19 protein-coding genes, 2 tRNA genes and 1 other annotated feature are annotated in these 20,621 nt (G+C 62.8%); of the genes, 6 read left to right on the top strand and 15 right to left on the bottom strand.

The window, feature by feature from the left end:
- Positions 1 to 26: 26 nt before the first annotated feature.
- From HMPREF1546_RS09480 to HMPREF1546_RS09470, 3 genes are all read right to left on the bottom strand, one after another.
- Entirely contained in the window at positions 27 to 773 is a 747-nt protein-coding gene (locus HMPREF1546_RS09480) for an XRE family transcriptional regulator (protein WP_021751883.1), read from the bottom strand.
- Positions 774 to 989: 216 nt separating this feature from the next.
- A tRNA-Tyr gene (locus HMPREF1546_RS09475) sits at positions 990 to 1,074 on the bottom strand.
- A gap of 10 nt (positions 1,075 to 1,084) precedes the next feature.
- Positions 1,085 to 1,160, bottom strand: a tRNA-Thr gene (locus HMPREF1546_RS09470).
- A 142-nt stretch (positions 1,161 to 1,302) separates the two neighbouring features.
- Between HMPREF1546_RS09470 and HMPREF1546_RS09465 the strand changes: the two genes are divergently transcribed.
- The 5 genes from HMPREF1546_RS09465 (at position 1,303) to HMPREF1546_RS09445 (ending at position 3,650) form a co-directional block, all read left to right on the top strand.
- Entirely contained in the window at positions 1,303 to 1,491 is a 189-nt protein-coding gene (locus tag HMPREF1546_RS09465) for a hypothetical protein (protein ID WP_025544094.1), read from the top strand.
- Positions 1,488 to 1,721, top strand: a complete 234-nt coding sequence (locus HMPREF1546_RS09460) for a hypothetical protein (protein WP_036631428.1) — start codon at positions 1,488 to 1,490, stop codon at positions 1,719 to 1,721. The genes HMPREF1546_RS09465 and HMPREF1546_RS09460 overlap by 4 nt, the downstream gene beginning before the upstream one ends.
- Positions 1,702 to 1,998, top strand: coding sequence for a sigma-70 family RNA polymerase sigma factor (locus HMPREF1546_RS09455; protein WP_021751542.1), 297 nt, complete (start codon positions 1,702 to 1,704; stop codon positions 1,996 to 1,998). The genes HMPREF1546_RS09460 and HMPREF1546_RS09455 overlap by 20 nt, the downstream gene beginning before the upstream one ends.
- A gap of 103 nt (positions 1,999 to 2,101) precedes the next feature.
- The gene (locus HMPREF1546_RS09450) at positions 2,102 to 2,986 is read left to right on the top strand and encodes a YitT family protein (protein WP_021751543.1); all 885 of its coding nucleotides are present in this window, start codon (positions 2,102 to 2,104) and stop codon (positions 2,984 to 2,986) included.
- A 16-nt stretch (positions 2,987 to 3,002) separates the two neighbouring features.
- Entirely contained in the window at positions 3,003 to 3,650 is a 648-nt protein-coding gene (locus HMPREF1546_RS09445; protein WP_021751544.1) for an aspartate/glutamate racemase family protein, read from the top strand.
- Between the two features lie 51 nt (positions 3,651 to 3,701).
- Here HMPREF1546_RS09445 and HMPREF1546_RS09440 read toward each other — a convergent pair whose 3' ends face one another.
- Positions 3,702 to 6,179 (bottom strand): cation-translocating P-type ATPase, encoded by a 2,478-nt coding sequence (locus HMPREF1546_RS09440; protein ID WP_301547033.1) that lies wholly within the window; start codon positions 6,177 to 6,179, stop codon positions 3,702 to 3,704.
- 258 nt (positions 6,180 to 6,437) lie between these two features.
- Between HMPREF1546_RS09440 and ilvA the strand changes: the two genes are divergently transcribed.
- On the top strand, positions 6,438 to 7,631 hold the full coding sequence (ilvA, locus tag HMPREF1546_RS09435) for a threonine ammonia-lyase (protein WP_036629692.1): 1,194 nt from the start codon (positions 6,438 to 6,440) through the stop codon (positions 7,629 to 7,631).
- 37 nt (positions 7,632 to 7,668) lie between these two features.
- On the opposite strand, the gene HMPREF1546_RS09430 is transcribed toward ilvA, so the two are convergent.
- The 11 genes from HMPREF1546_RS09430 to HMPREF1546_RS09380 form a co-directional block, all read right to left on the bottom strand.
- Entirely contained in the window at positions 7,669 to 8,442 is a 774-nt protein-coding gene (locus HMPREF1546_RS09430; protein WP_021748194.1) for an ABC transporter ATP-binding protein, read from the bottom strand.
- Positions 8,435 to 9,379, bottom strand: a complete 945-nt coding sequence (locus HMPREF1546_RS09425; RefSeq protein WP_021748193.1) for an ABC transporter permease — start codon at positions 9,377 to 9,379, stop codon at positions 8,435 to 8,437. Before HMPREF1546_RS09425 ends, HMPREF1546_RS09430 begins: the two co-directional genes overlap by 8 nt.
- A gap of 27 nt (positions 9,380 to 9,406) precedes the next feature.
- Positions 9,407 to 10,270: a fumarylacetoacetate hydrolase family protein gene (locus tag HMPREF1546_RS09420; protein ID WP_021748192.1), complete on the bottom strand. Its 864-nt coding sequence runs from the start codon at positions 10,268 to 10,270 to the stop codon at positions 9,407 to 9,409.
- Between the two features lie 34 nt (positions 10,271 to 10,304).
- On the bottom strand, positions 10,305 to 11,309 hold the full coding sequence (locus HMPREF1546_RS09415) for an ABC transporter substrate-binding protein (protein ID WP_021748191.1): 1,005 nt from the start codon (positions 11,307 to 11,309) through the stop codon (positions 10,305 to 10,307).
- A 157-nt stretch (positions 11,310 to 11,466) separates the two neighbouring features.
- Positions 11,467 to 11,715 (bottom strand) — a binding site (T-box leader).
- A gap of 162 nt (positions 11,716 to 11,877) precedes the next feature.
- The gene (locus HMPREF1546_RS09410; protein ID WP_036629680.1) at positions 11,878 to 12,672 is read right to left on the bottom strand and encodes an ABC transporter ATP-binding protein; all 795 of its coding nucleotides are present in this window, start codon (positions 12,670 to 12,672) and stop codon (positions 11,878 to 11,880) included.
- Positions 12,665 to 13,615 carry an ABC transporter permease gene (locus HMPREF1546_RS09405; RefSeq protein ID WP_025545184.1) on the bottom strand — a complete coding sequence of 317 codons (951 nt, stop codon included), beginning with the start codon at positions 13,613 to 13,615 and terminating at the stop codon, positions 12,665 to 12,667. The genes HMPREF1546_RS09410 and HMPREF1546_RS09405 overlap by 8 nt, the downstream gene beginning before the upstream one ends.
- Before the next feature lie 298 nt (positions 13,616 to 13,913).
- Positions 13,914 to 14,921 (bottom strand): ABC transporter substrate-binding protein, encoded by a 1,008-nt coding sequence (locus HMPREF1546_RS09400; RefSeq protein ID WP_021748186.1) that lies wholly within the window; start codon positions 14,919 to 14,921, stop codon positions 13,914 to 13,916.
- Between the two features lie 404 nt (positions 14,922 to 15,325).
- Positions 15,326 to 16,939 (bottom strand): putative manganese-dependent inorganic diphosphatase, encoded by a 1,614-nt coding sequence (locus HMPREF1546_RS09395; RefSeq protein WP_021748184.1) that lies wholly within the window; start codon positions 16,937 to 16,939, stop codon positions 15,326 to 15,328.
- A 179-nt stretch (positions 16,940 to 17,118) separates the two neighbouring features.
- A complete protein-coding gene (locus tag HMPREF1546_RS09390; RefSeq protein ID WP_021748182.1) occupies positions 17,119 to 17,412 on the bottom strand; it encodes a TipAS antibiotic-recognition domain-containing protein in 294 nt (97 codons plus the stop codon).
- Between the two features lie 35 nt (positions 17,413 to 17,447).
- On the bottom strand, positions 17,448 to 18,521 hold the full coding sequence (locus HMPREF1546_RS09385) for a Xaa-Pro peptidase family protein (RefSeq protein WP_021748181.1): 1,074 nt from the start codon (positions 18,519 to 18,521) through the stop codon (positions 17,448 to 17,450).
- Positions 18,518 to 20,134, bottom strand: coding sequence for a CTP synthase (locus tag HMPREF1546_RS09380; protein ID WP_036629679.1), 1,617 nt, complete (start codon positions 20,132 to 20,134; stop codon positions 18,518 to 18,520). The genes HMPREF1546_RS09385 and HMPREF1546_RS09380 overlap by 4 nt, the downstream gene beginning before the upstream one ends.
- Positions 20,135 to 20,621 lie beyond the last annotated feature (487 nt).

The following is a 20,621-nucleotide window of genomic DNA, read 5'->3' as shown; positions in this document are numbered from 1 at the left end:
CCGCATAGGCGGCGCCCGGCTCTCCGTTACGTCCGCCCCGGCAGCGGCAGCGCGTGGAGGATCACCCGGCCGAAGCAGGCGAGCGTCCGGCCGCTGCCGGCGGTGAGTACCACGTCCGCATCGGCCCGCGCCCGGTTTAGGGAGAAAAGATACACCGTTCCGGCGGGATCCTTGTAATACTGCTTGCAGAAGATATCCCCGTCCACGCAGAAGATCCCCACGTCCCCGGCCTTCAGGGGATCGCGATTCACATAGACCACAGAGCCGTCCGGGATGTAGGGGACCATGGAGTCCCCCTGGATACGCACGGCAAACTCTGCGGACTGAGGCACGCCGTCTGTGACCTGGAGGTAGTCGAAATCCTCGCCGAACACCGGCGCCGCATAACCGGCCGCCGCAGGGGTCCGGTACAGGGGAATGACCCGGGGCTCCTGCTCCGGGGCTGCGGATTCCTGCTGACAGGCCCGCAGCGCCTCCACCATCGTCTGGACGCTCTCCCGCCCCAGGGGAGAGAGGGAGCGATACTGCTCCAGCAGCTGCCGCTCCCGCTCAGTCAGGACGTCCGCGCCGCGGCGAAAGCTGTCCTGAAACAAGGTGTTGGGGTCCGTCTCCAGACAGTCGAACAGCCGGAGCATCATCTCCTCCTTAGGGAAGCTGACACCGGTCTCGTAGTTGCTGACAGTGGACGGTGTGACGCCCAGCCGATCCGCCAGCTGGGGGCGGGAGAGAGCCAGCTCCTCCCGACGGGCTTTGATCCGGTCTCCAAATGCCATGGATCCCATCCTTTCCGATGTTCTTGACAGTATCCTATCGGATTTCAAGGAAGCTGTCAATCCAATTTTACAAGAAACTTGTAAAATTATACTTGACTTTCAAAAAATCTTGTGTTACTGTATAGCTGTAAACAAGATACTTGTAAAATAAATAAAAATTTACAAGTATCTTGTTTATCAAAATGAAAAAAGCGCCCGCGATTGCAGGCACCTTTTTGGTGGGGGAAGGTGGATTCGAACCACCGAAGCCGAAGGCAACAGATTTACAGTCTGCCCCATTTGACCGCTCTGGAATTCCCCCATATTAAAACTGGAGCTGGTGGACGGATTCGAACCCCCGACCTGCTGATTACAAATCAGCTGCTCTACCAGCTGAGCTACACCAGCAGTTCCAACAGCAGAATTTATCTTACCAGATAAGCGCCTGTTTGTCAACAGAAAATTTTTGCTTTTCCACCCGTTTTTTTCATTTTGCCGGCGGGGCACATGAGACTTGCCGGGATCTGTATACAGGAAAGGAGCATCGCATTTGGAAACAAAGGAACATACCCGCCGACGGCGGACGCTGCGCTGCTCGCTCTGCGGGCTGGAGATCACAGAGGGAGAGGACTACTGGTACTGCAACGGCAGCAGCGTATGTGGGGCCTGCCTCCCGGTGTTCGCCCGGGCGGAGCTGGCTCCCTTCCGCCAGGTGCGGGGAAGGGAGGCGGCGCCATGACGCTGCTGGAGATGTCCGCCCTCTATGCGGAGAGCGCGGCCGCCCTGCGGCGGCGGATCGGCGAGCTGCGGCAGGCGGCGCGGGAGCTGAAGGACGAGGAGGACCGCCGCCTTCTGCGGCGGCGGATCACAGAGCTGACGCCGCTGCTGCAGGAGACCCGGGAGCTGGCGGCGCTGACGGCCCATTATTACGACAGGAGCTATCACAGACATGAGAGATACACGCTTTGACGCCCGCAGCAGCGAGTGGATCGGGGACATGACCGTCTGGCTGCGGGACCATGCGGAGGATAACAGTGAGCAGCTGGAGCGGCTGCGGCGCGGCCTGCGCCGGGCCCGGGAGCAGGAGCTGACGCCCCGGCAGCGGGAGATGGTGTTCCTCTATTACGACCGGGGACTGAAAATGTCCCAGATTGCTCAAAAGCTGGGGGTGAACCGCTCCACCGTCTCTCGCACGGTGAAGCGGGCTAAACAGCGGCTGTACCGCTGCCTGCGGTACGCCCTGTAATTTTCCCTCTTGAGGTTTTGCGGGATACACCGTATAATCGGTATCAAAGAGGGACCATGGATATCCGCAGAAGGGAGCTGCACTCCCAAGGGAGGTTTTACCCATGCTGTACACTACCCTGCACAACCGAATCCTGCGGCTGGTGCTCGCCGTGCTGGGCGAGCTGATCGCGGCCGCGGCGCTGAATCTCTTCATTGTCCCCCTGAGCCTGTACACCGGCGGCCTGCTGGGCTTCTGCCAACTGGTGCGAACGCTGCTGCAGGACTTCCTGGGCGTGAGCTTCGGGGCCTACGACATCGCAGGCGTCCTCTATTTTCTGCTGAACATCCCGCTGCTCATGATCGGGTATCGGAACCTGGGCAGGGGACTGGCGGTGCGGACCATCATCTGTACGGTATCCTACTCTGTTTTTTACAGCATCATTCCCATTCCCACGCAGCCCATTGTGGACGATTATCTGACGGCCTGCCTGCTGGGCGGCATCCTCACCGGGATCGGCAGCGGAATCGTCCTCACCTGCGGCGGCAGCGGCGGCGGACTGGACGTGCTGGGACTCATCATGAGCAAGCGGGACAGTGCTTTTACGGTGGGTAAATTTGCGCTGGGCTTCAATGCCCTGCTTTATACGGCCATCCTGATCCTGTTTGACCCGGAGGTCGCCATTTACTCCGTGATTTACAACTTCGCAAACTCCATGATCCTGGACAGGATGCACCAGCAGAATGTCACCGTTCAAGCCCTGATTTTCACGCGGGAGGACGAGAGCGTCCTGGCGGACTTCATTATCAAACAGCTAGGGCGGAGCGTGACCTACTGGGACGGCGTGGGCGCCTACACCAAGGACGATGTCCGTGTGTTGTGCGTGTGCCTCTCCAAATATGAGATCGAGGAGCTGCTTCACATGGTGCACTCTGTGGACCCCCACGCGTTTTTGACTGTGCAGGAGGGCGTCCGGGTATTCGGCAACTTTCCGCGGAAGCTGGGATGAGGAGAGGAGGATCGCCATGAACGGACCTATTGCTGTATTGGCCGGCACACCGGTGGACACCCGGATGGGCGTGGCATATCTGGAGGAACGGGGGCTGCCGGGCGTGCCGTTTCCCCTCTCCCGGGGACCCAGGGAGCAGACTGCCTTTCAGCACGCCCCGGCAGCGGACAAGCGCCGCCAGGCCCTGGCGGTGCTGAGGGGCGCCATGGCCCAGGGCTGTCGGCGGGCTTTCGTCTACTGCAACTCCCTGTCTGCGGCAGTGGATTTCCCGGGGCTTGCGGAGGAGACGGGGATGCGGATCGTGACGCCGCTGGACGTGTACCGGCGGCTGGCGCCCCGCTACCGGGCGCTGGGAGTCATCGCCGCCAACGCCCAGGGACTCTCCGGCATCGAGAAGGTATTGCTGGAGGCCAATCCCGCCTTGGATCTGCTGGGGGCCTGTGCGCTGCCGGTGGTGCTGGCCGTGGAGGCGGGGATGCCGCCGGAGGAGCTGGTGGAACGCCACCGTCTGGCGGCGCTGGCAGCGTGGTTTGCCGACGGCGGGATGGAGGCGCTGGTGCTGGGCTGCACCCATTTCCCCTATTTTAAGGAGGCCCTGGCGGCCCGGACAGGGCTGCCGCTGGTGGACCCGGCGGAGGAGATGCTCCGCCTGCTGACCCAATGAAGAAAGCGGACCGTGGAAAACCACGGTCCGCTCTATTTGGCGTGGGAAAGATCACCGACGGCGCCGGGAGCGGTGCGCCGGCCGGGGTCTGCGGGGAGCGCGGCGGCGCTTTGCCAGCCGCTCCCGGCGGCGGTCCAGGGCCGTGGTGCAGCGGTCAAAGCACCACTCCAGGCCCATCTGGATGGGCACCACCAACAGCACCAGCACGATCAGCACCAGCCAGGCTGCAAAGGACAGGGAGGAGAGAGAGAAGAACGCCCCATAGAACACCACCGCCACGAACATGGCCGCACTCATGGCCGCCAGCAGCACCAGCCGCTTGGCATCCAGGGGGCGGGCAGCGTAGTAGATCACCATGAGACCGTTTACCGCCATCAGGATCACGCAGATGGTGGAGAGCTCTGCCAGCGTCAGGTCGAAGGTGTAGACGAACAGCTCCGCAAAGAGGATGACGAAGATGGCTGTGAGACCGCCGGGAAAAGCCCGCCGCAGCACATTGTGGAGGAACTTGCCCTTCACCAGGTCGTGGTTGGGCTCCAGCGCCAGGAAGAAGGAGGGCACGCCGATGGTCAGGGCGGAGATCAGCGTCAGCTGGATGGGAACAAAGGGATAGGGGAAGGCGGCGAACAGGGTGATGAGGGCCAGGAAAAAGGACAGAATGTTCTTCACCAGGTACAATGCCGAGGCCCGCTGGATATTGTTGATGACCCGGCGGCCCTCCGCCACCACCTTGGGCATGGCGGCAAAGTCACTGTCCAGCAGCACCAGCTGGGCCACCTGGCAGGCGGCATCCGCGCCGGAGGCCATGGCCACGCCGCAGTCGGCGTCCTTCAATGCCAGCACGTCATTCACGCCGTCGCCGGTCATGGCCACCGTGTGGCCCTGGCTCTGGAGGGCCCGGACGATCTTCCGCTTCTGGTTGGGGACCACTCGGCCAAACACAGTGTACTCCCGCACGGCCGCGGCGATGTCTTGATCCGTCTGGAGCTCCCGGGCGTCCACCCACTGCTCTGCGTTCCGGATGCCTGCCTGGGCCGCCACAGCGGAGACGGTCACCGGGTTGTCGCCGGAGATGACCTTCACATCCACGCCCTGGGTGTGGAAGTAATCGAAGACTTTGGGAGCGTTGGGGCGGATGGGATTCTCCAGCACCAGCAGGGCCAGGGGGATCACCACGCCGTGGAGGCGCCCGATCTCCGCCCCGTCGCACTGGGCCAGCAGCAGTACCCGGCAGCCCTGGGCGGCGTAGGGGGCAGTACGCTTTTCCAGGGCGGCGAAGTCCTGCCCCAGGATATACTCCGGTGCGCCCACCACATAAGCCCCCCGGTCCAGGAAATTCACGGCGCTCCACTTGGTGGCGGAGGTGAAGGGCACGGCTCCCCGGTCCGGCCAGCCGGGCCCCCGGGGAAACTTGTCCGCGATGGCCTTCGCCGTGTCGTTATCCGGATCCAGCACCCGGTAAAAGGCACCCAGAATGTCGGTGATGTCCGTGTCGGAACAGGACTCCGGGTCCAGGGGCACCACCTCCCGCACTTGCATTTGAGGACTGGTGACGGTGCCGGTCTTGTCCACGCACAGCACGTCCACCCGGGCCAGGGTCTCGATGGCGTTCATCTCGTGGATCAGCGTCCGATTCTGGGCCAGCCGCACCACGCTGACCGCCAGGGCAACGCTGGTCAGGAGGAACAGTCCCTCCGGGATCATGCCGATCAGGGCCGCCACCGTGCTGACCACGGACTGCTGCAGGCCCAGATCCTGATTGATGAACTGGTTGTAGAACAACGCTGCGCCGATGGGAATCAACACGATGCCGATGAAGCGGATCAGGCTGTCCAGGGAGCGCATCATCTCGCTTTTGCCGGGGCCGTCATCTTTCTTGGCCGCCAGCGTCAGCTTGGAGGCGTAGGAGTCTGCTCCCACCTGGTCCATCCGGGCCCGGCACTTGCCGGAGATGACGAAGCTGCCGGACAGCAGCTGATCCCCAGGCTCCTTGGTGACGGCGTCCGCCTCGCCGGTGATGAGGGCCTCGTTCACCTGCACCTGCCCGGTGAGGACCGGTCCGTCCGCAGGGATCTGGCAGCCGGCGGTGAGCTCTACCACGTCCTCCCGCACCAGCTGGTCCACCGGCAGCTCCCGGACCTTTCCGTCCCGAATGATCCGCACCTTCGCGGCGGAGAGGAGGGACAGCTTCTCAATGGTGCGTTTGGAGCGCAGCTGCTGGACGATGCCGATGACGGCATTGGCTGCCACGATGAGGAGGAAGGTCATGTCCTTCCAGTCCCCTACCAGCAGCAGGCACACCGCCAGAACCACGAAAATCAGGTTGAAGTAGGTGAAGATATTCTCCCGGATGATCTGCTTATCGCTTTTGGTGGGAGACTCCACCGGGCGGTTGTCCCAGCCGGCCTCCGCCAGGGCCTGAGCCTGGGCGGAGGAGAGGCCGCTGTCCGCCTTGGGGGCACAGCGGGGCATCTCCTGGCGGCCAGCGGCCGCGGCCTCCGCGGGGGCCGCTTTCCGGTGCGGTTTCACGGACACTCCTCCTTCGACAAAATTTGATTCATTATAGCAATTTTCGGAAGATTTGTATAGAGATGAATTGAAAACTTTCCGTGCCGCAGCAGGCGGAGGAACGCCTTGCTGCCCGCGGAGAGAATATGGATGTCCTTTGTATAAAGACAAACTGTAAAAACGATGTCATTGAATGAAAAACATTGGAGGAGTTGTGCATTGTATTCTGCCGGGCACGCCGATATAATGAAGCATAAGAAAGACGTGGGAGGGGAGTCCATGCTGACTTTGGATATGGTCCGGGAGGCCCAGGAGGCCCTGCGGGGCATCGCCCGGCGGACACCGCTGGACAGGGCCCCGAAATTTGGGGAGAACGTGTACATCAAGGCGGAAAACCTGCAGCTGACCGGGGCCTTCAAGCTCCGGGGCGCCTACAACAAGATCCGCAGCCTGACGCCGGAGGAGGCGGCCCGGGGCGTCATCGCCTGCTCTGCGGGGAACCACGCCCAGGGCATTGCCCTGTCCGCATCCCGGCTGGGGATCAAGGCGGTGATCTGCATGCCCGCCGGGGCGCCCATCAGCAAGGTGGAGGCCACCCGTGGCTACGGCGCAGAGGTGGTGCTGGTGCCCGGCGTCTATGACGACGCGGCGGCGGAGGCGGAGCGGCTGACGAAGGAGCAGGGCTACACCTTCGCCCACCCTTTCAACGACCCGCTGGTGATCGCCGGCCAGGGCACCATCGGCCTGGAGATCCTGGAGCAGCTGCCGGACGTGGAGCAGATCGTGGTGCCCATCGGGGGCGGCGGCCTTATCGGCGGCATCGCCTTTGCGGTGAAGCAGCTGAAGCCGGACTGCCGGATCGTGGGCGTCCAGGCGGCGGGCGCGGCGTCCATGTACCTGTCCCGCCACGCCGGGGGCCCCACGGAGCTGCGGAGCGTGTCCACCATTGCGGACGGCATCGCGGTGAAGAAGCCGGGTGATCTGACCTTTGCCCTGTGCCAGCAGTATGTGGATGAGGTGGTCACTGTCAGCGAGGACGAGATCGCCTCTGCCATCCTGGCGCTGATGGAGGGGCAGAAGACCGTGGCGGAGGGCGCCGGCGCCGTGCCGGTGGCGGCGGTGATGTTCGGCAAGGTGGACACGTCGGAGAAGAAAACCGTGTGCGTGGTCTCCGGCGGCAATGTGGACGTGACCACGCTGTCCCGGATCATCACCAAGGGCCTGTCCAAGGCCGGGCGGATCGCAGAGATCAGCACGAAGGTGGCGGATAAGCCCGGCAGCCTGCTGCAGCTTTTGAAGGTGGTGGCGGACAGCGGCGCCAACATCCTCAGCATCAACCATGCCCGGGAGGATCAGCATTCCGACGTGGGAGCCTGCATGGTCTCCATGGTGCTGGAGACCCGGGACGCCGCCCATGTGGAGCAGATCCGACGGGAGCTGACGGCCATGGGCTATGAGCTGGAAAAGGAGTAAAAAGGCGGGCATCCAAAGGATGCCCGCTTTTTTTTCCTCAATTCCCGGTCTCCAGAGAGATCTGATTGAACATGGTCAGGATATCGTCCATAGAGGTGGCCCGCTTTTCCGCTCCGGCCCGGTCCAGCACCACCCGGCCCCGGTTCATCATCAGGATCCGGTCTCCATACTCCACCGCGTAGCGGAGGTTGTGGGTGACCATCATGGCCGTCAAATGCTTTTCACGGATGACTCTGTCCGTCAGGGCCATGATGACCTCAGCGGTCTTGGGGTCCAGGGCCGCCGTGTGTTCGTCCAGAATCAGGAATTTCAGGGGCGTCATGGTGGCCATCAGCAGCGCCACCGCCTGCCGCTGGCCGCCGGAGAGAGCCCCCATCCGCACATCCAGCTTATCCTCCAGTCCCAGGCCCAGGGAGGCCAGCTGCTGGCGATAGAAGTCGATACGCTTTTTATTGACGCCCCGGCCCAGGCCGTAGGACCCGCCCTTGTTATCCGCCAGGGACAGATTTTCCAGCATGGTGAGGTTGGGGCAGGTGCCGGCGGCGGGGTCCTGGTAGACCCGGCCCATGGTGGCGTACCGCTGGTAGTCCTTCAGCTTGGAGATGCTCCGGCCACCCACCAGCACGTCGCCGCCCTCGATGGGGATAGAGCCGCAGATGATGTTCAGCAGGGAGGTCTTGCCGCTGCCATTGCTGCCCACGATGGCCACGAACTGGCCCTCCTCCACTGTCAGGGAGAAGTGCTCGAACAGCCGCTGCTCCGTCAGGGTGCCGGGGTTGTAGATCTTCGTGATGTCCCGTACTTCAAGCATGGATGATCGCCTCCCCCTTCCGGCCGGACAGCACCAGCACCAGCAGGAACAGTGCAGCCGTAATCAGCTTCATCATATTGGTGGGCAGTCCCAGGCTCATGGCTACCTGGATGCACAGCTTGTAGAGCACACTGCCCAGCACTACCGCCGTGGTGCCCTGGGGGGAACCCAGGAAGCGGAGGGGCCCGGACTTCCGCAGTCCCCGGGCCAGCCGGGTGCCGGTGTAGAAGTGTATGATGGACACACCGATAATCACCGCCGCCAGGCCGTACACCAGCTGGCCGGTACCCATGGTGGCGGAGAAGCTGCGGGTTTCGTGGCAGACGATGCAGCCGCCGAAGGCCACCAGGGCGTTGGAGATCACCAGCCCCAGGATCTTTACTGTGCCTCGGTCCTTGGCCAAGGTGGTCACCAGGGTGGCGTTGTCGCCCACAGCCCGCAGCAGCAGGCCGGACTTCGTGTGGAAATAGGCGTCCAGCAGCAGCTTGATGACGATGACCAGCGCCAGGGACACAATCAGCTTCCGCCCGGAGAGGGAGAGATCCCCAAACAGGGCCATCACCGGGGCAGAGGTGAAAATGGTGTCCGTACCCCGGTCGATGGTCAGGTTGGACCCGGCGATCTGCAGGTTCACAGAGAACAGGGCGGTCATGGTGATGATGCCCGCCAGCAGGTTCCGCACCTTCAGCTTCACGTGGACCAGACCGGTGAAAAGTCCCGCCAGACCGCCCACTATCAGGGAGGCGGGCAGGGTCAGCCAGGGATCGACGCCCTTGGTCATCAGCACCGCCGTGACAGCGGCCCCCAGGGGAAACGTGCCATCCACCCCCAGATCCGGAAAGTCCAGAATGGAATAGGTGATATACACGCCGTAGGAGATCAGGGCGTAGATCAGCCCCTGGATCAGAGTGCTGGTCAGCAGTTCCATCACATCCATGAGATGAGAAGCCTCCTTGTGAAAAGATCAGATCACGGTGCTGCAGAGGGTGCCGATGCCCTCGATGGCGCATTCCACCGTGTCGCCGGACTGGAGGAATCTGGGCGGATCGAAGCCCATGCCCACTCCCGCCGGGGTGCCGGTGGCGATGATGGTGCCCGGCAGCAGCGTCATTCCCCCGGTCAGCTCCTCCAGGATCTGCCCGATGGAGGTAATCAGCAGAGCGGTATTGGACTTCTGCCGCAGCTCACCGTTGACCCGGCTGGTGATCTCCAGCGCCGGGGGATAGGCGATCTCGTCGGCGGTGACCAGCACGGGGCCCATGGGCGTGAAGCCGTCCAGACTCTTGCCGAAATACCACTGCTTATGGCCCGTCTGCAGGTCCCGGGCGGATACGTCGTTAAGGACGGTGTAGCCGAAGATGTAGTCTGCCGCATCGGCGGCTTTCACGTCCCGGGCGGCTTTGCCCAGCACCACCGCCAGCTCCGCCTCATAGTCCAGCCGGTCCGTAAGGCCCGCGTGACGGGGGATGACGCCGTCGGGCTTCCCGGCCTCGCTGACCCGCTTGGAGAAGTAGACCGCCGCTGTACTGCTCTTGGTGAAGGCATCGGCGCTGTACCGGGCGGATTCCTCCGCGTGGTCCCGGTAGTTCATGCCCAGGCAGACCACATCCTGCCGGGGGCGGGGGATGGGAGCCAGCAGCTCCACATCTGACAGCGGGACCGCACCGCCCCGCTCTGCCGCCGCGGCGGCAGAACGGAGGTCGGCAGGGGTCATGGTTTCGATCAAGGTGTTCATATCGGCGGCGGGGAGGGGCAGCACGCCCTTTCCATCGGCGGTGAGGGCGCCCACATACTCGGCGCCGCTGAGACGATAGGTGACAAGCTTCATGAAGAGTTCTCCTTGGTAATGGATGTTACAGATGTTATTCCGCGCACTCCTGGGCCTCCTGGGCGATGTCGTCGGGAATGGTGATGCCCAGCTCGGCCGCCGCGTCGGAGTTGATATACAGGCCATAGTTTTCGATGGTCTCGTAGGGCAGGTCTTCACAGGCGGCCTCGCCGGTGAGGACTTTGGCGGCCATCAGGCCGGTCTGGATGCCCAGCTGGATGTAGTCCAGGCCCGCGCCGCCCACGCAGCCCAGCTTTACCTGCTCCACCTCGGAACCGTAGACAGGGATACCCGCCTCGTCCGTCTTCTCCAGAATGGCGCCCAGCACGCCCACCACATTGTTGTCCGTCAGGTTGGACAGGCAGTCCACCCCATGGGACAGCAAGGTATCCACCGCCTGGGTGACCTCTGCCTGGGAGGTGACGCCCACCGCGTCAATGGTGAAGCCGTAGTCCGTTGCCAGCTCCTCATAGACGCTGATGGAGTAGACGGAGTTGGCCTCGCTGGTGGTGTAGACGATGCCGATGGTGTCGGCATCCGGCTGCAGGGCCCGGATCAGCTGGAGCTGGCCCTCCACCGGCAGGGCATCGGAAGTGCCGGTGATGTTGCCCGCGTCCAGGTGGGCGCCCACCGGGTCGGTGATGGCGGTGAAGATCACGGGGATGTCCTTGTCCTCCGCGGCATTGAAGCAGGCGATGGCGGAGTTGGTGGCGATGCCCACCATCAGGTCCGCGTCCTCGGCGGAAAACATCTGGCCGATTTGGGTAGCCTGGTTGTCGTCGAAGTTGGCGTTCTGGTAGTCCACCTCAAAGTCCGTGCCCTCCACCAGACCGGCCTGCTCCAGGCCCTGGAGGAAACCCTCCCGGCAGTTGTCCAGGGAGCCGTGCTGGCCGTACTGGCTGATGCCGATCAGATACTTGACGGGCTCACCGCCGCTTTCGCCGGAGGAGGTGTCATCGGTGCCGCCGCAGGCGGCCAGGGACAGGATCATGGTCAGGGACAGGCCGCAGGCGGCCAGCTTCTTCAGCAGATTCATCATAATAGATTCTCCAATCTTTGATACAGAATATTTGAAAGGGGTCCGTTCAGGGAATTGATATTGCAGCACAGGCCGCGCCATCGTCTGGTATTGTGTTTCATATCTCCATACTCCTTTCCCGGACCGATCAGGGGAATCAAAAAAAGCCCTGCCCCATATTTGGGACAAGACTTGAAACCATCCTGCGGTACCACCCAAGTTGACGCAAAGCGCCCGCTCGTTCCACGTACATTCATACGCGCCGCCCGGATAACGGGTGCGGGCCCCGTCAGACGCTACTGAGCATTTTGCCGTTTGCGCTGCCCTCGCAAGTCCATTCGCTGGAAAGTTCTCTGCCGTGATCCCACCATCCACGGCTCTCTGAAAGGTGACCTGACCAGGTACTCCTCTTGCTCATCGGTTTTGCTTGATTGCTTTGCATTATACGAAGCGGCGGTGGAAATGTCAACCGTGATTTTGCACAAATCTTTTTTGTTGCTTTAAAGAGATAAAATCCGGGGCAAGAACTACCCCGGCAGGATGGCCCTGCCGGGGAGTAACATGCAGTTTGAATCGGGTTTTCCGCGGCTCAGGAAAGCAGCAGCTTGTCGTCGGCTTCGTCAGAGCCGCTGACTTTGCTGAACAGGGCCAGCAGGTCGGGAACGGTGAGCTTCTTCTTCTCCTCGCCGGACACGTCGATGACAATACGGCCGTCGTACATCATGATGAGCCGGTTGCCGTGGACGATGGCGTCCTTCATGTTGTGAGTGACCATCATGGTGGTGAGGCTGTTTTCCTCCACGATCCGGTCGGAGAGAGCCAGAACCTTGGCGGCGGTCTTGGGGTCCAGGGCGGCAGTGTGCTCGTCCAGCAGCAAAAGCTTGGGCCGCTTCAAAGAGGCCATCAGAAGCGTCAGCGCCTGGCGCTGGCCGCCGGAGAGGAGCCCCACCTTGCTGGTCAGACGGTCCTCCAGACCCAGCCCCAGGTCCCGCAGCAGCTCCCGGTAGTCCGCCCGCTCCGTCTTGGTGATGCCCCAGCCCAGGCCGCGGGGCTGGCCCCGGCGAGCCGCCAGCGCCAGATTTTCCTCGATCTGCATGGTGGGGGCGGTGCCCATCATAGGGTCCTGAAACACCCGACCGATGAATTTGGCCCGCTTGTGCTCCGGCAGGCGGGTCACGTCCACCCCGTCGATGACGATAGCGCCGCTGTCCACAGAAAAGGTGCCGGCCACCGCATTGAGCATGGTGGACTTGCCGGCGCCATTGCCGCCGATGACCGTGCAGAAGTCACCGTCCTTCAGCGTCAGGCTGACGCCCCGGAGGGCCTGCTTTTCATTGACCGTCCCGGCGTTGAACGTCTTCCAGATCTCCTTGATCTCAAGCATCCTGATCCCCTCCTGTTTTTGCTCCGGCATTGGCGCTCCCGGCGGGCACCTTGACGTGGGCGTATTTCCCCTTCCAGTAGGGGATGGCCAGGAAGGCCGCCACGATCAGGGCGGTGATGAGCTTCATGTCATCGGTGTTCAGGCCCAGCCAGATGACCACCTGGTACACCAGGTAGTACAAAATGGCGCCGATGGCCACAGCCAGCATCTTCAGCGCAAAGTTGCGGAACACTTTGCCGAAGATCACCTCGCCGATGATGACGGCGGCAAGGCCGATGACGATGGCGCCCCGGCCCATGTTCACGTCCGCGAAACCCTGGTACTGGGCCAGCAGGGCGGAGGACAGGGCCACCAGTCCGTTGGACAGCATCAGGCCCAGCACCTTGGTGAAGTTGGTGTTGATGCCCTGGGCCCGGGACATATTGGGGTTGGAACCAGTAGCCCGCAGGGAGGCACCCAGCTCCGTGCCGAAGAACCAGTACAGCAGGGCAATGACCGCCGCCACAAAAATGGCTACCACCAGGATGGGGTTGTCCAGGCTCAGGGAGCGGACGCTCTGCTGGTCCACCAGCAGGTCATACTGTCGGGAGCTGACGGGCCGGTTGGCCTGTCCCATGATCCGCAGGTTGACGGAGTACAGAGCCAGCTGGGTGAGGATACCGGCGAGGATTGCCGGAATGCCGCAGGCGGTGTGGAACAGGCCGGTGACCAGTCCCGCCAGCACACCCGCCAGAAACGCCCCCAGCATCGCCAGCGGCACCGGCGCCCCCGCCATGGTCAGCATGATGAAGGCGGCGCCGCCGGTAGCCATGGTGCCGTCCACCGTCAGGTCGGCCACGTCCAGGATCCGGAACGTGATGTAGACGCCGATGGCCATGATGCCCCAGATCAGTCCCTGGGCGGCAACACCCGGCAGGGCGTTGACCAGATGCATGATGTTCAAGTGAAATCCCTCCAAAATCCCCCGGCTGTTTCCGGAGGCAATTTGCTGCTCTATTCTAGCAAAGTTCAGCGGAAAGGGGAAGCCCCTTTTCCGCTGAAAGTGTGTTGATAAGATTTGGATGACGGGACGGAAGGGTGGACGGACGCCCTGCGGAGCATACCGCAGACGCCGCCCATAGGACGGAGACCGGGCGGCGGAGAGCCCCGGAGAGGGCTCCCCGCCGGTGAAGGCGGAAGTTTTGCAGACAAGAATTTGAAAACATCCGCCGGCTCTTTATCGGTTCTCCGTCCATTCGTCCTTATTCGGCGATGGCCTCATAGCCGTCGGGCGGGGTCAGGCCCAGAGCCTCGCACATGGTGGGGTTGTACTTGGGGGTGAACTGGGGGGCGTACTCGATGGGCATGGTGGCGGGATCGGCGCCGTTCACCAGGATATCATAGGCCATCTCACCGGTTTTGTAGCCGATGTCATAGTAGCTGATGGTCAGCGTGGCCACGCCGCAGCCCTTGCAGATGCCCTCCTCACCGGCGATGATGGGAGTGCCGGTGTCCAGGGAGATGTTGCCGATCAGTTCGGCGTTGTTGGCAGCGGTGTTGTCGGTGGGAACGTACAGGACATCGCTGGCCGTGCAGGCTGAGGAGGCCACAGCGGACAGGTCGTTGGAGTCGGAGAAGGAGTATTGGGTGCAGGTATAGCCCAGATCCTCCAGGTAGCCTTGGACCGTGTCCACCTGATACTGGCTGTTGGGCTCGGCGGAGCAGTACAGCAGGCCCACAGTCTGGGCGTCGGGGAACCAGGTGTGCAGCATCTCAGCCTGCTGGTCCAGGGGCGCCAGATCGGAGGTGCCGGAGACGTTGTAGCCAGTGGTGCCGGTAAAGCCGTCAATGCCCAGAGCCACGCCGTACTCGGTGATGGAGGTGCCCAGAATGGGAATGGTGCTGGTGCCGGTGGCAGCGGCCTGGAGAGCGGTGGTGCCGTTGGCCATGATCAGGTCCACGCCCTGGGAGACAAAGTTGTTGGCAATGGTGGTGCAGTTGGCGGTATCGCCGGAGGCGTTCTGGGGGTCGATGGTGACACTGTCGCCCAGCAGTTCCGTCAGGGCGTCCTGAAAGCCCTGGGTGGCGGCGTCCAGGGCCTCGTGCTGGACCTGCTGGATAATACCCACGGTGTAGGTCTGGCTGCCGGAGGCGGACTCGTCGCCGCTGGTATCGGCATCGGTATCTGTGGACTGGGTGTCGCCGCCGCAGGCAGCCAGGCTCAGAGCCATGACGGCGGTCAGCGCAAGGGCAAGAAACTTCTTTTTCATCGCAGAGATCTCCTTTTCAAGATTGATCGCGGGGAAATTACAAAAAGCGGCTCTGTCCGAAGAGCAGAGCCGCCTTCCATACGGGGTGAGATCCACCGGCCGCCGGACCTTCACTGGCTGCTCTGCCTATGACAATATCGGCCCGCATAGCGGACCTGGCAGCCATAAAATCGAGAGAACCCCGCCACAGTGCGGAACGCTGCTGCAAACAAAACCATGGAAGAGCTCCCTTCTGCCGACCGGCCTTTGTACTTTTACACCATACTGCTTTAAACAGGCAAAGTCAATGGTGAATTTATACAAAATCTCTGGAAAATGTTTCAGAGGCAGGAGATTTCCCAAAAAACAGAGCCGCCCGGCAGCTTCCTCAGCAGAAAGCGCCGGGCGGCGGGGCCACGCGCTCCTCAGCCCCACAGGGCGGAGAGCATGGGAATGACCTGCTTTTTCCGGGACATGACCTTGGGCAGGAACACCACGTCCTCCGCATCCTCCACATTGAAGGCCTGGCGGATGCTGTCCCTGTCGCCCACGAACAGCAGCTGGGTGCCCTCCAGCAGTACATCGGTAATCATCAGGATTACCATGTCGAAGCCCTGCTTCTTCTGCAGGGAGCTCATGAGCTGCAAAAACTCTCCCTTGCGCTGGAGCAGCTGGTCGGAGTCCATGCAGGTGACCTGGCTCACCGCCAGGTTGTGGCCTGCGATGTGGAACTCCTTGTAGTCTGTGCGGAAGATCTCCTCTGCAGACTTCGCACCGCCGCCGGAGGCGGAGAAGATCACCTGTCCCAGCGCCTGGAGGGAGATGTTGGCGATCCGGGCCATGCGGTTGGCCACGTCGATGTCCCGCTGGGTGCAGGTGGGAGACTTGAACATGACCGTATCGGAGACGATGGCCGCGGCCATCAATCCCGCCATCTTGGCGGTGGGCATCAGGCCCTTGTCCTGATACATCCCCGCCACGATGGTGGTGGTGCTGCCCACGGGCTCGTTCCGGACAGTGATGGGATTCTTGGTCTGGATGTCCGCCAGCCGGTGGTGGTCGATGATCTCCAGAATCTCCGCCTGGTCCAGGCCCGGTACGGACTGGGCCTTCTCGTTGTGGTCCATCAGGATCACCTGCTTGCGGCGGGGCCGCAGCAGATGGTAGCGGGACAGGGTGCCCACCACTCGCTCCTCCTCATCCAAAATGGGATAGGCCCGGAAGCGGCTTTCCAGCACGGTGTTCTGCACGTCGTCGATATAGTCGTCCAGGTGGAAGCACACCAGATCCTTGTTCTTGCAGATGCTGCTGATGGGCATGGCATGGTAGATGAGCCGCACTGCCCGGTAGGCGTCATAGGCGGTGGAGATGATGCAGGTGTCCGTCTGCATGGCCAGCAGCTCCGGGTCCACCTCCGCCTGACAGACGATGATGCAGCTGACGCCGATCTCCAGCGCACGGCGGATCATGTCCGGCTGGTCGCCGCAGACCACGATGCTGCCCGGGTCGGAGAACACCAGGTTCTCCCGGCTGGCGGGCAGGGCGATGGTGACCTCACCGGAGATCACGTCCCGCATCTCGCCGCCCTGGTTGAGAATTTTGCCCTCCAGCACGGACAGCAGGTTGTACACCGGGATCTCGCCCACCTTAGGGTTGCGGACGGAGGACATGTCATAGTTGGCCACATCCCCGGCGGAGAGCATTCCGAACAGGGTCCCGTCCTCATTGGCCACGGGGATGGCGGAGATCTTGTCCTTCTGCATGGTCCGCCAGGCCCGGCTGATGGTGGCAGCGGCGGACAGGGTGGCGGGCGTGTCGTAATCCAGGTCCCGGACCTGGGTACGCACGTTGTTCAGCAGCTTGGGGGGCTGGAAGCCGAAGCGATCCAGCACGGTCTGGGTCTCGTCACTGATCTGGCCCAGGCGGGCGGCCTCGTACTGCCGCTGGCCAAGGGCGTTCTTCAGCGCCGCGTAGGCCATGGCGGAGACGATGGAGTCCGTGTCCGGGTTCCGGTGTCCGGTGATATAGATGGTGTCCATGAATACTCCCTCTCAAGTGGATGCGGGGCATCCAATTTTTGGCGTGTTGATAGCTTTATTATGCGTCTCCGGTGCAGGTTTGTCAACAGCCCGCAGGCCGGAAAACCGGGGGCCGGAAGGGCAAAAACTGCCTCCGCCAGCGGGGGCGGAGGCGGTTTTGCGCCGGTGCGCGACGGCGTTCACAGGGTTTCCAAATAGGCCTCGATGGCCTCGCCCATGAAGTGGGCCGTGCCGGGGCCGTAGCTGTCCAGAACCTCTGCAAAGCGGTTGTCCCAGCTGTACAGGTCCGCCAGGCGGCGGAGCTTCTCCTCGTCGCAGCTGCGGCTGAACTTCACCAGATGGGCCTGCCAGCGGAGCACCAGCTCACGGGCCTCCGGACTGGCGGGGTCGCCCTTGGCCGCCTCAGCGGCAAAGGCCATGAGAATGGGGTCGGCGTCCTCCTGCTCGGCGGACGCGCCGATATAGCTTGCCATGGGATTTTTCCTCCTTGCGTGGGATTGAATCGGGGTCAGAGAATGACCAGCTCCTTGGGGGCCAGAGTGAGGTTTTGACAGCCCTCCGGTGTGAGGTACAGCACGTCCTCAATCCGCACACCCAGCTTCCCGGGCAGGTAGATGCCCGGCTCGGCAGAGATCACCGCCCCGGCGGGCAGGGGCTTGTCGTTGGAGGGAGTGGCGTTGGGCCCCTCGTGGATCTCCACTCCCACGCCGTGGCCGAAGCTGTGGCCGAAACAGGGACCGTAGCCCGCCTGCCGGATGATGTCCCGGGCGGCGCCGTCCACAGCCTTTCCAGTGGCCCCGGCCCGGGCGGCTGCGATACCCGCCAGTTGGGCCTGCAGCACCGTGTCGTAGACCTGGCGCATCTCATCCGTCACGGATCCCACCGCCACGGTACGGGTCATGTCGGAGCAGTAGCCGTGATAGATGCAGCCGAAGTCCATGGTGACGAACTCCCCGGCCTGGATGACCTTTTCCGAGGGTACCCCGTGGGGCAGGCTTCCGTTGGGGCCGGACACCACGATGGGATCGAAGGACTTGTCCTCCGCCCCGTAGTGGAGCATGAGATACTGGAGCCGGGCGGCGATCTCCTTCTCCGTGACGCCGGGCCGGATCTCGTTCAGGATATCCGTCAGGGCCTTCTCCGCAATCCGCTGGGCGGCAATCATGATCTCCAGCTCCTCCGGGTCCTTTACCGCCCGCAGCTCTGCCAGCAGGTCCGCCGCGGGCACCAGCTCACAGGGCAGAGCCCGGGCATAGGCGTCGTGCTCCCGGACGGTCATATAGGCGTCCTCAAACCCCAGGCGCTGGATGCTGTGGCGCTGGACGGCCTCCTTCAGCAGGGCGGAATAGCCCCGGCCGTGGCCTGCCTCCTGGACCTCCGCATCCTGCACATGCCGCCGGGCGGCCTCTGTGTACCGGGAGTCGGTGAAGTAATAGAACTTCTCTCGGGTGACCAGGGCCATGCCGTCGGTTCCGGCGGAGTGGAAGCCGGAGGCGTAAAAACGGTTGGCCTCATGGGTCAGCAGCATACCGTCCAGGTCACGGGATTCCAGCTGGGCGGCGATTTTAGCAAAATGATTCATCGTGTTACCTCCTGGGCCTCTATTTTCTCCACAGAGGCCTTTACAAATCCGTAGAACAGCGGATGCGGCCGGTCGGGACGGCTCTTGAACTCCGGGTGAAACTGGGCACCCACGAACCAGGGGTGGTCCGGCAGCTCGATGATTTCTACCAGGCGGCCGTCCGGGGACAGGCCCGCCAGCCGCATACCGCCCACCTGCATCTCCGCCCGGAAATCGTTGTTGAACTCGTAGCGGTGGCGGTGGCGCTCGGAGATCTCTGCCGCGCCATACAGCTCCCGGCTGCGGGAGCCCTCCGCCAGCACACAGGGGTAGCGGCCCAGCCGCATGGTGCCGCCCTTGGCGGTGACATTCACCTGGTCCGGCATCAGGTCGATGACCGAGTGGGCGGTGGAGGAAAATTCGGAGGAGCTGGCGTCTGCCCAGCCCAGCACGTGGCGGGCGAACTCGATCACCGCCATCTGCATCCCCAGGCAGATGCCGAAGTAGGGAATGCAGTGTTCCCGGGCGTACCGCACGGCCGCGATCATGCCCTCGATGCCCCGGTCGCCGAAGCCGCCGGGCACCAGGATGCCGCTGCAGCCCGCCAGCCGCTCCGCCGCACTGGCCTCCGTCAGGGTCTCAGAGTCCACCCACCGGATGTCTACTACCGCGTCGTTGGCGGTGCCCGCATGGTTCAGGGACTCCACCACGGAGAGGTAGGCGTCGTGGAGCTGGGTGTACTTGCCCACCAGGGCGATGGACACCCGCTTGCGGGCGTTCTTCTCCCGCTTCACCATGGCGCTCCACTCCCGCAGATCCGGCTGGTGAGTGATGAGACCCAGCTTCCGGCACACCACCTCGTCCAGACCCTCCTTGGCCATCAGCAGGGGCACCTCATACAGCGTCTCCGCCGTGGCGTTCTGGATGACGCAGTCCGGCTGGACATTGCAGAACAGGGCAATCTTCCGGCGGATGTCCTCTGTGATGGGCACGTCGCACCGGCATACCAGAATATCCGGCTGGATGCCCAGGGACAAAAGCTCCTTCACGGAGTGCTGGGTGGGCTTGCTCTTCAGCTCGCCGCTGCCGGGGATCTGGACGATGAGGGGCACGTGGATGAACACCACATCCCCCTGGGGCCGCTCCGCCGCCACCTGCCGGATAGCCTCCAGGAAGGGCTGGGACTCAATGTCGCCCACGGTGCCGCCGATCTCCGTGATGACCACGTCCACGTCCTCTTCCGCCATGGCGTAGATGCGGCGCTTGATCTCGTCGGTGATGTGGGGGATGATCTGCACCGTGGCGCCCAGGTAGTCGCCCCGGCGCTCCCGGTTCAGCACGGACCAGTAGATCTTGCCGGAGGACACGGAGCTGTTGCCGGTGAGGTCCTCGTCCACGAACCGCTCGTAGTGGCCCAGGTCCAGGTCCGTCTCGGCCCCGTCCTCGGTGACGAACACCTCGCCGTGCTGATAGGGACTCATAGTCCCCGGGTCCACATTGATATAGGGGTCGAACTTCTGGTTCCGCACCCGGACGCCCCGCTGCTTCAGAAGCCGCCCCAGGGAGGCCGCGCAGATCCCCTTGCCCAAGCCGGAGACCACGCCGCCGGTAACGAATACGAATTTCGTTGACATGCCGCTCACCTTGCCTTTCCACGCAAACAGTTTTAGCAGGAAACCGAATTGTACGCCCCGGGCCGACAAACAAAAAACAAACTTCATGCGCGGTACAGTGCACCACGAATACAGGCAAATGCCGCTGCGCATGAAGTTTTGCGCATCATTTCCGGTTGCCCCAAAGGGGCGGGGAAATGGCGCATTTTCGTTTTTTGTTATGCAAAAGCATAACAAAAAACACCGCCGGACCGATTTTGCGGCTGAAAGTCCCAGTCTCTTTCGGGACGTTCGGCCGCGGTCCGCGGTGTGTCTGTTCGGTTGTCGCGTTGCGGCATCCGCCGCAAACCGCTGCCCAAAGCGTTTCCAAAAAATACTGTTTCAGTGTAGCACCGGCTTGGGAAAATGTCAACGGCCGTCAGATGGCAAAACCGGCAGAATCCGCAGGGCGATTCCAACTGGTTTTCTGTGGATTTCGGCAAAGGCCGGGCGCGGAAACTCCGCGCCC

Source organism: Oscillibacter sp. KLE 1745, from assembly GCF_000469445.2.
Taxonomy (GTDB): Bacteria; Bacillota; Clostridia; order Oscillospirales; family Oscillospiraceae; genus Oscillibacter; species Oscillibacter welbionis.
The sequence above is the reverse complement of the archived record's forward strand: the minus strand, read 5'-3'. Positions and strand labels throughout refer to the sequence as shown.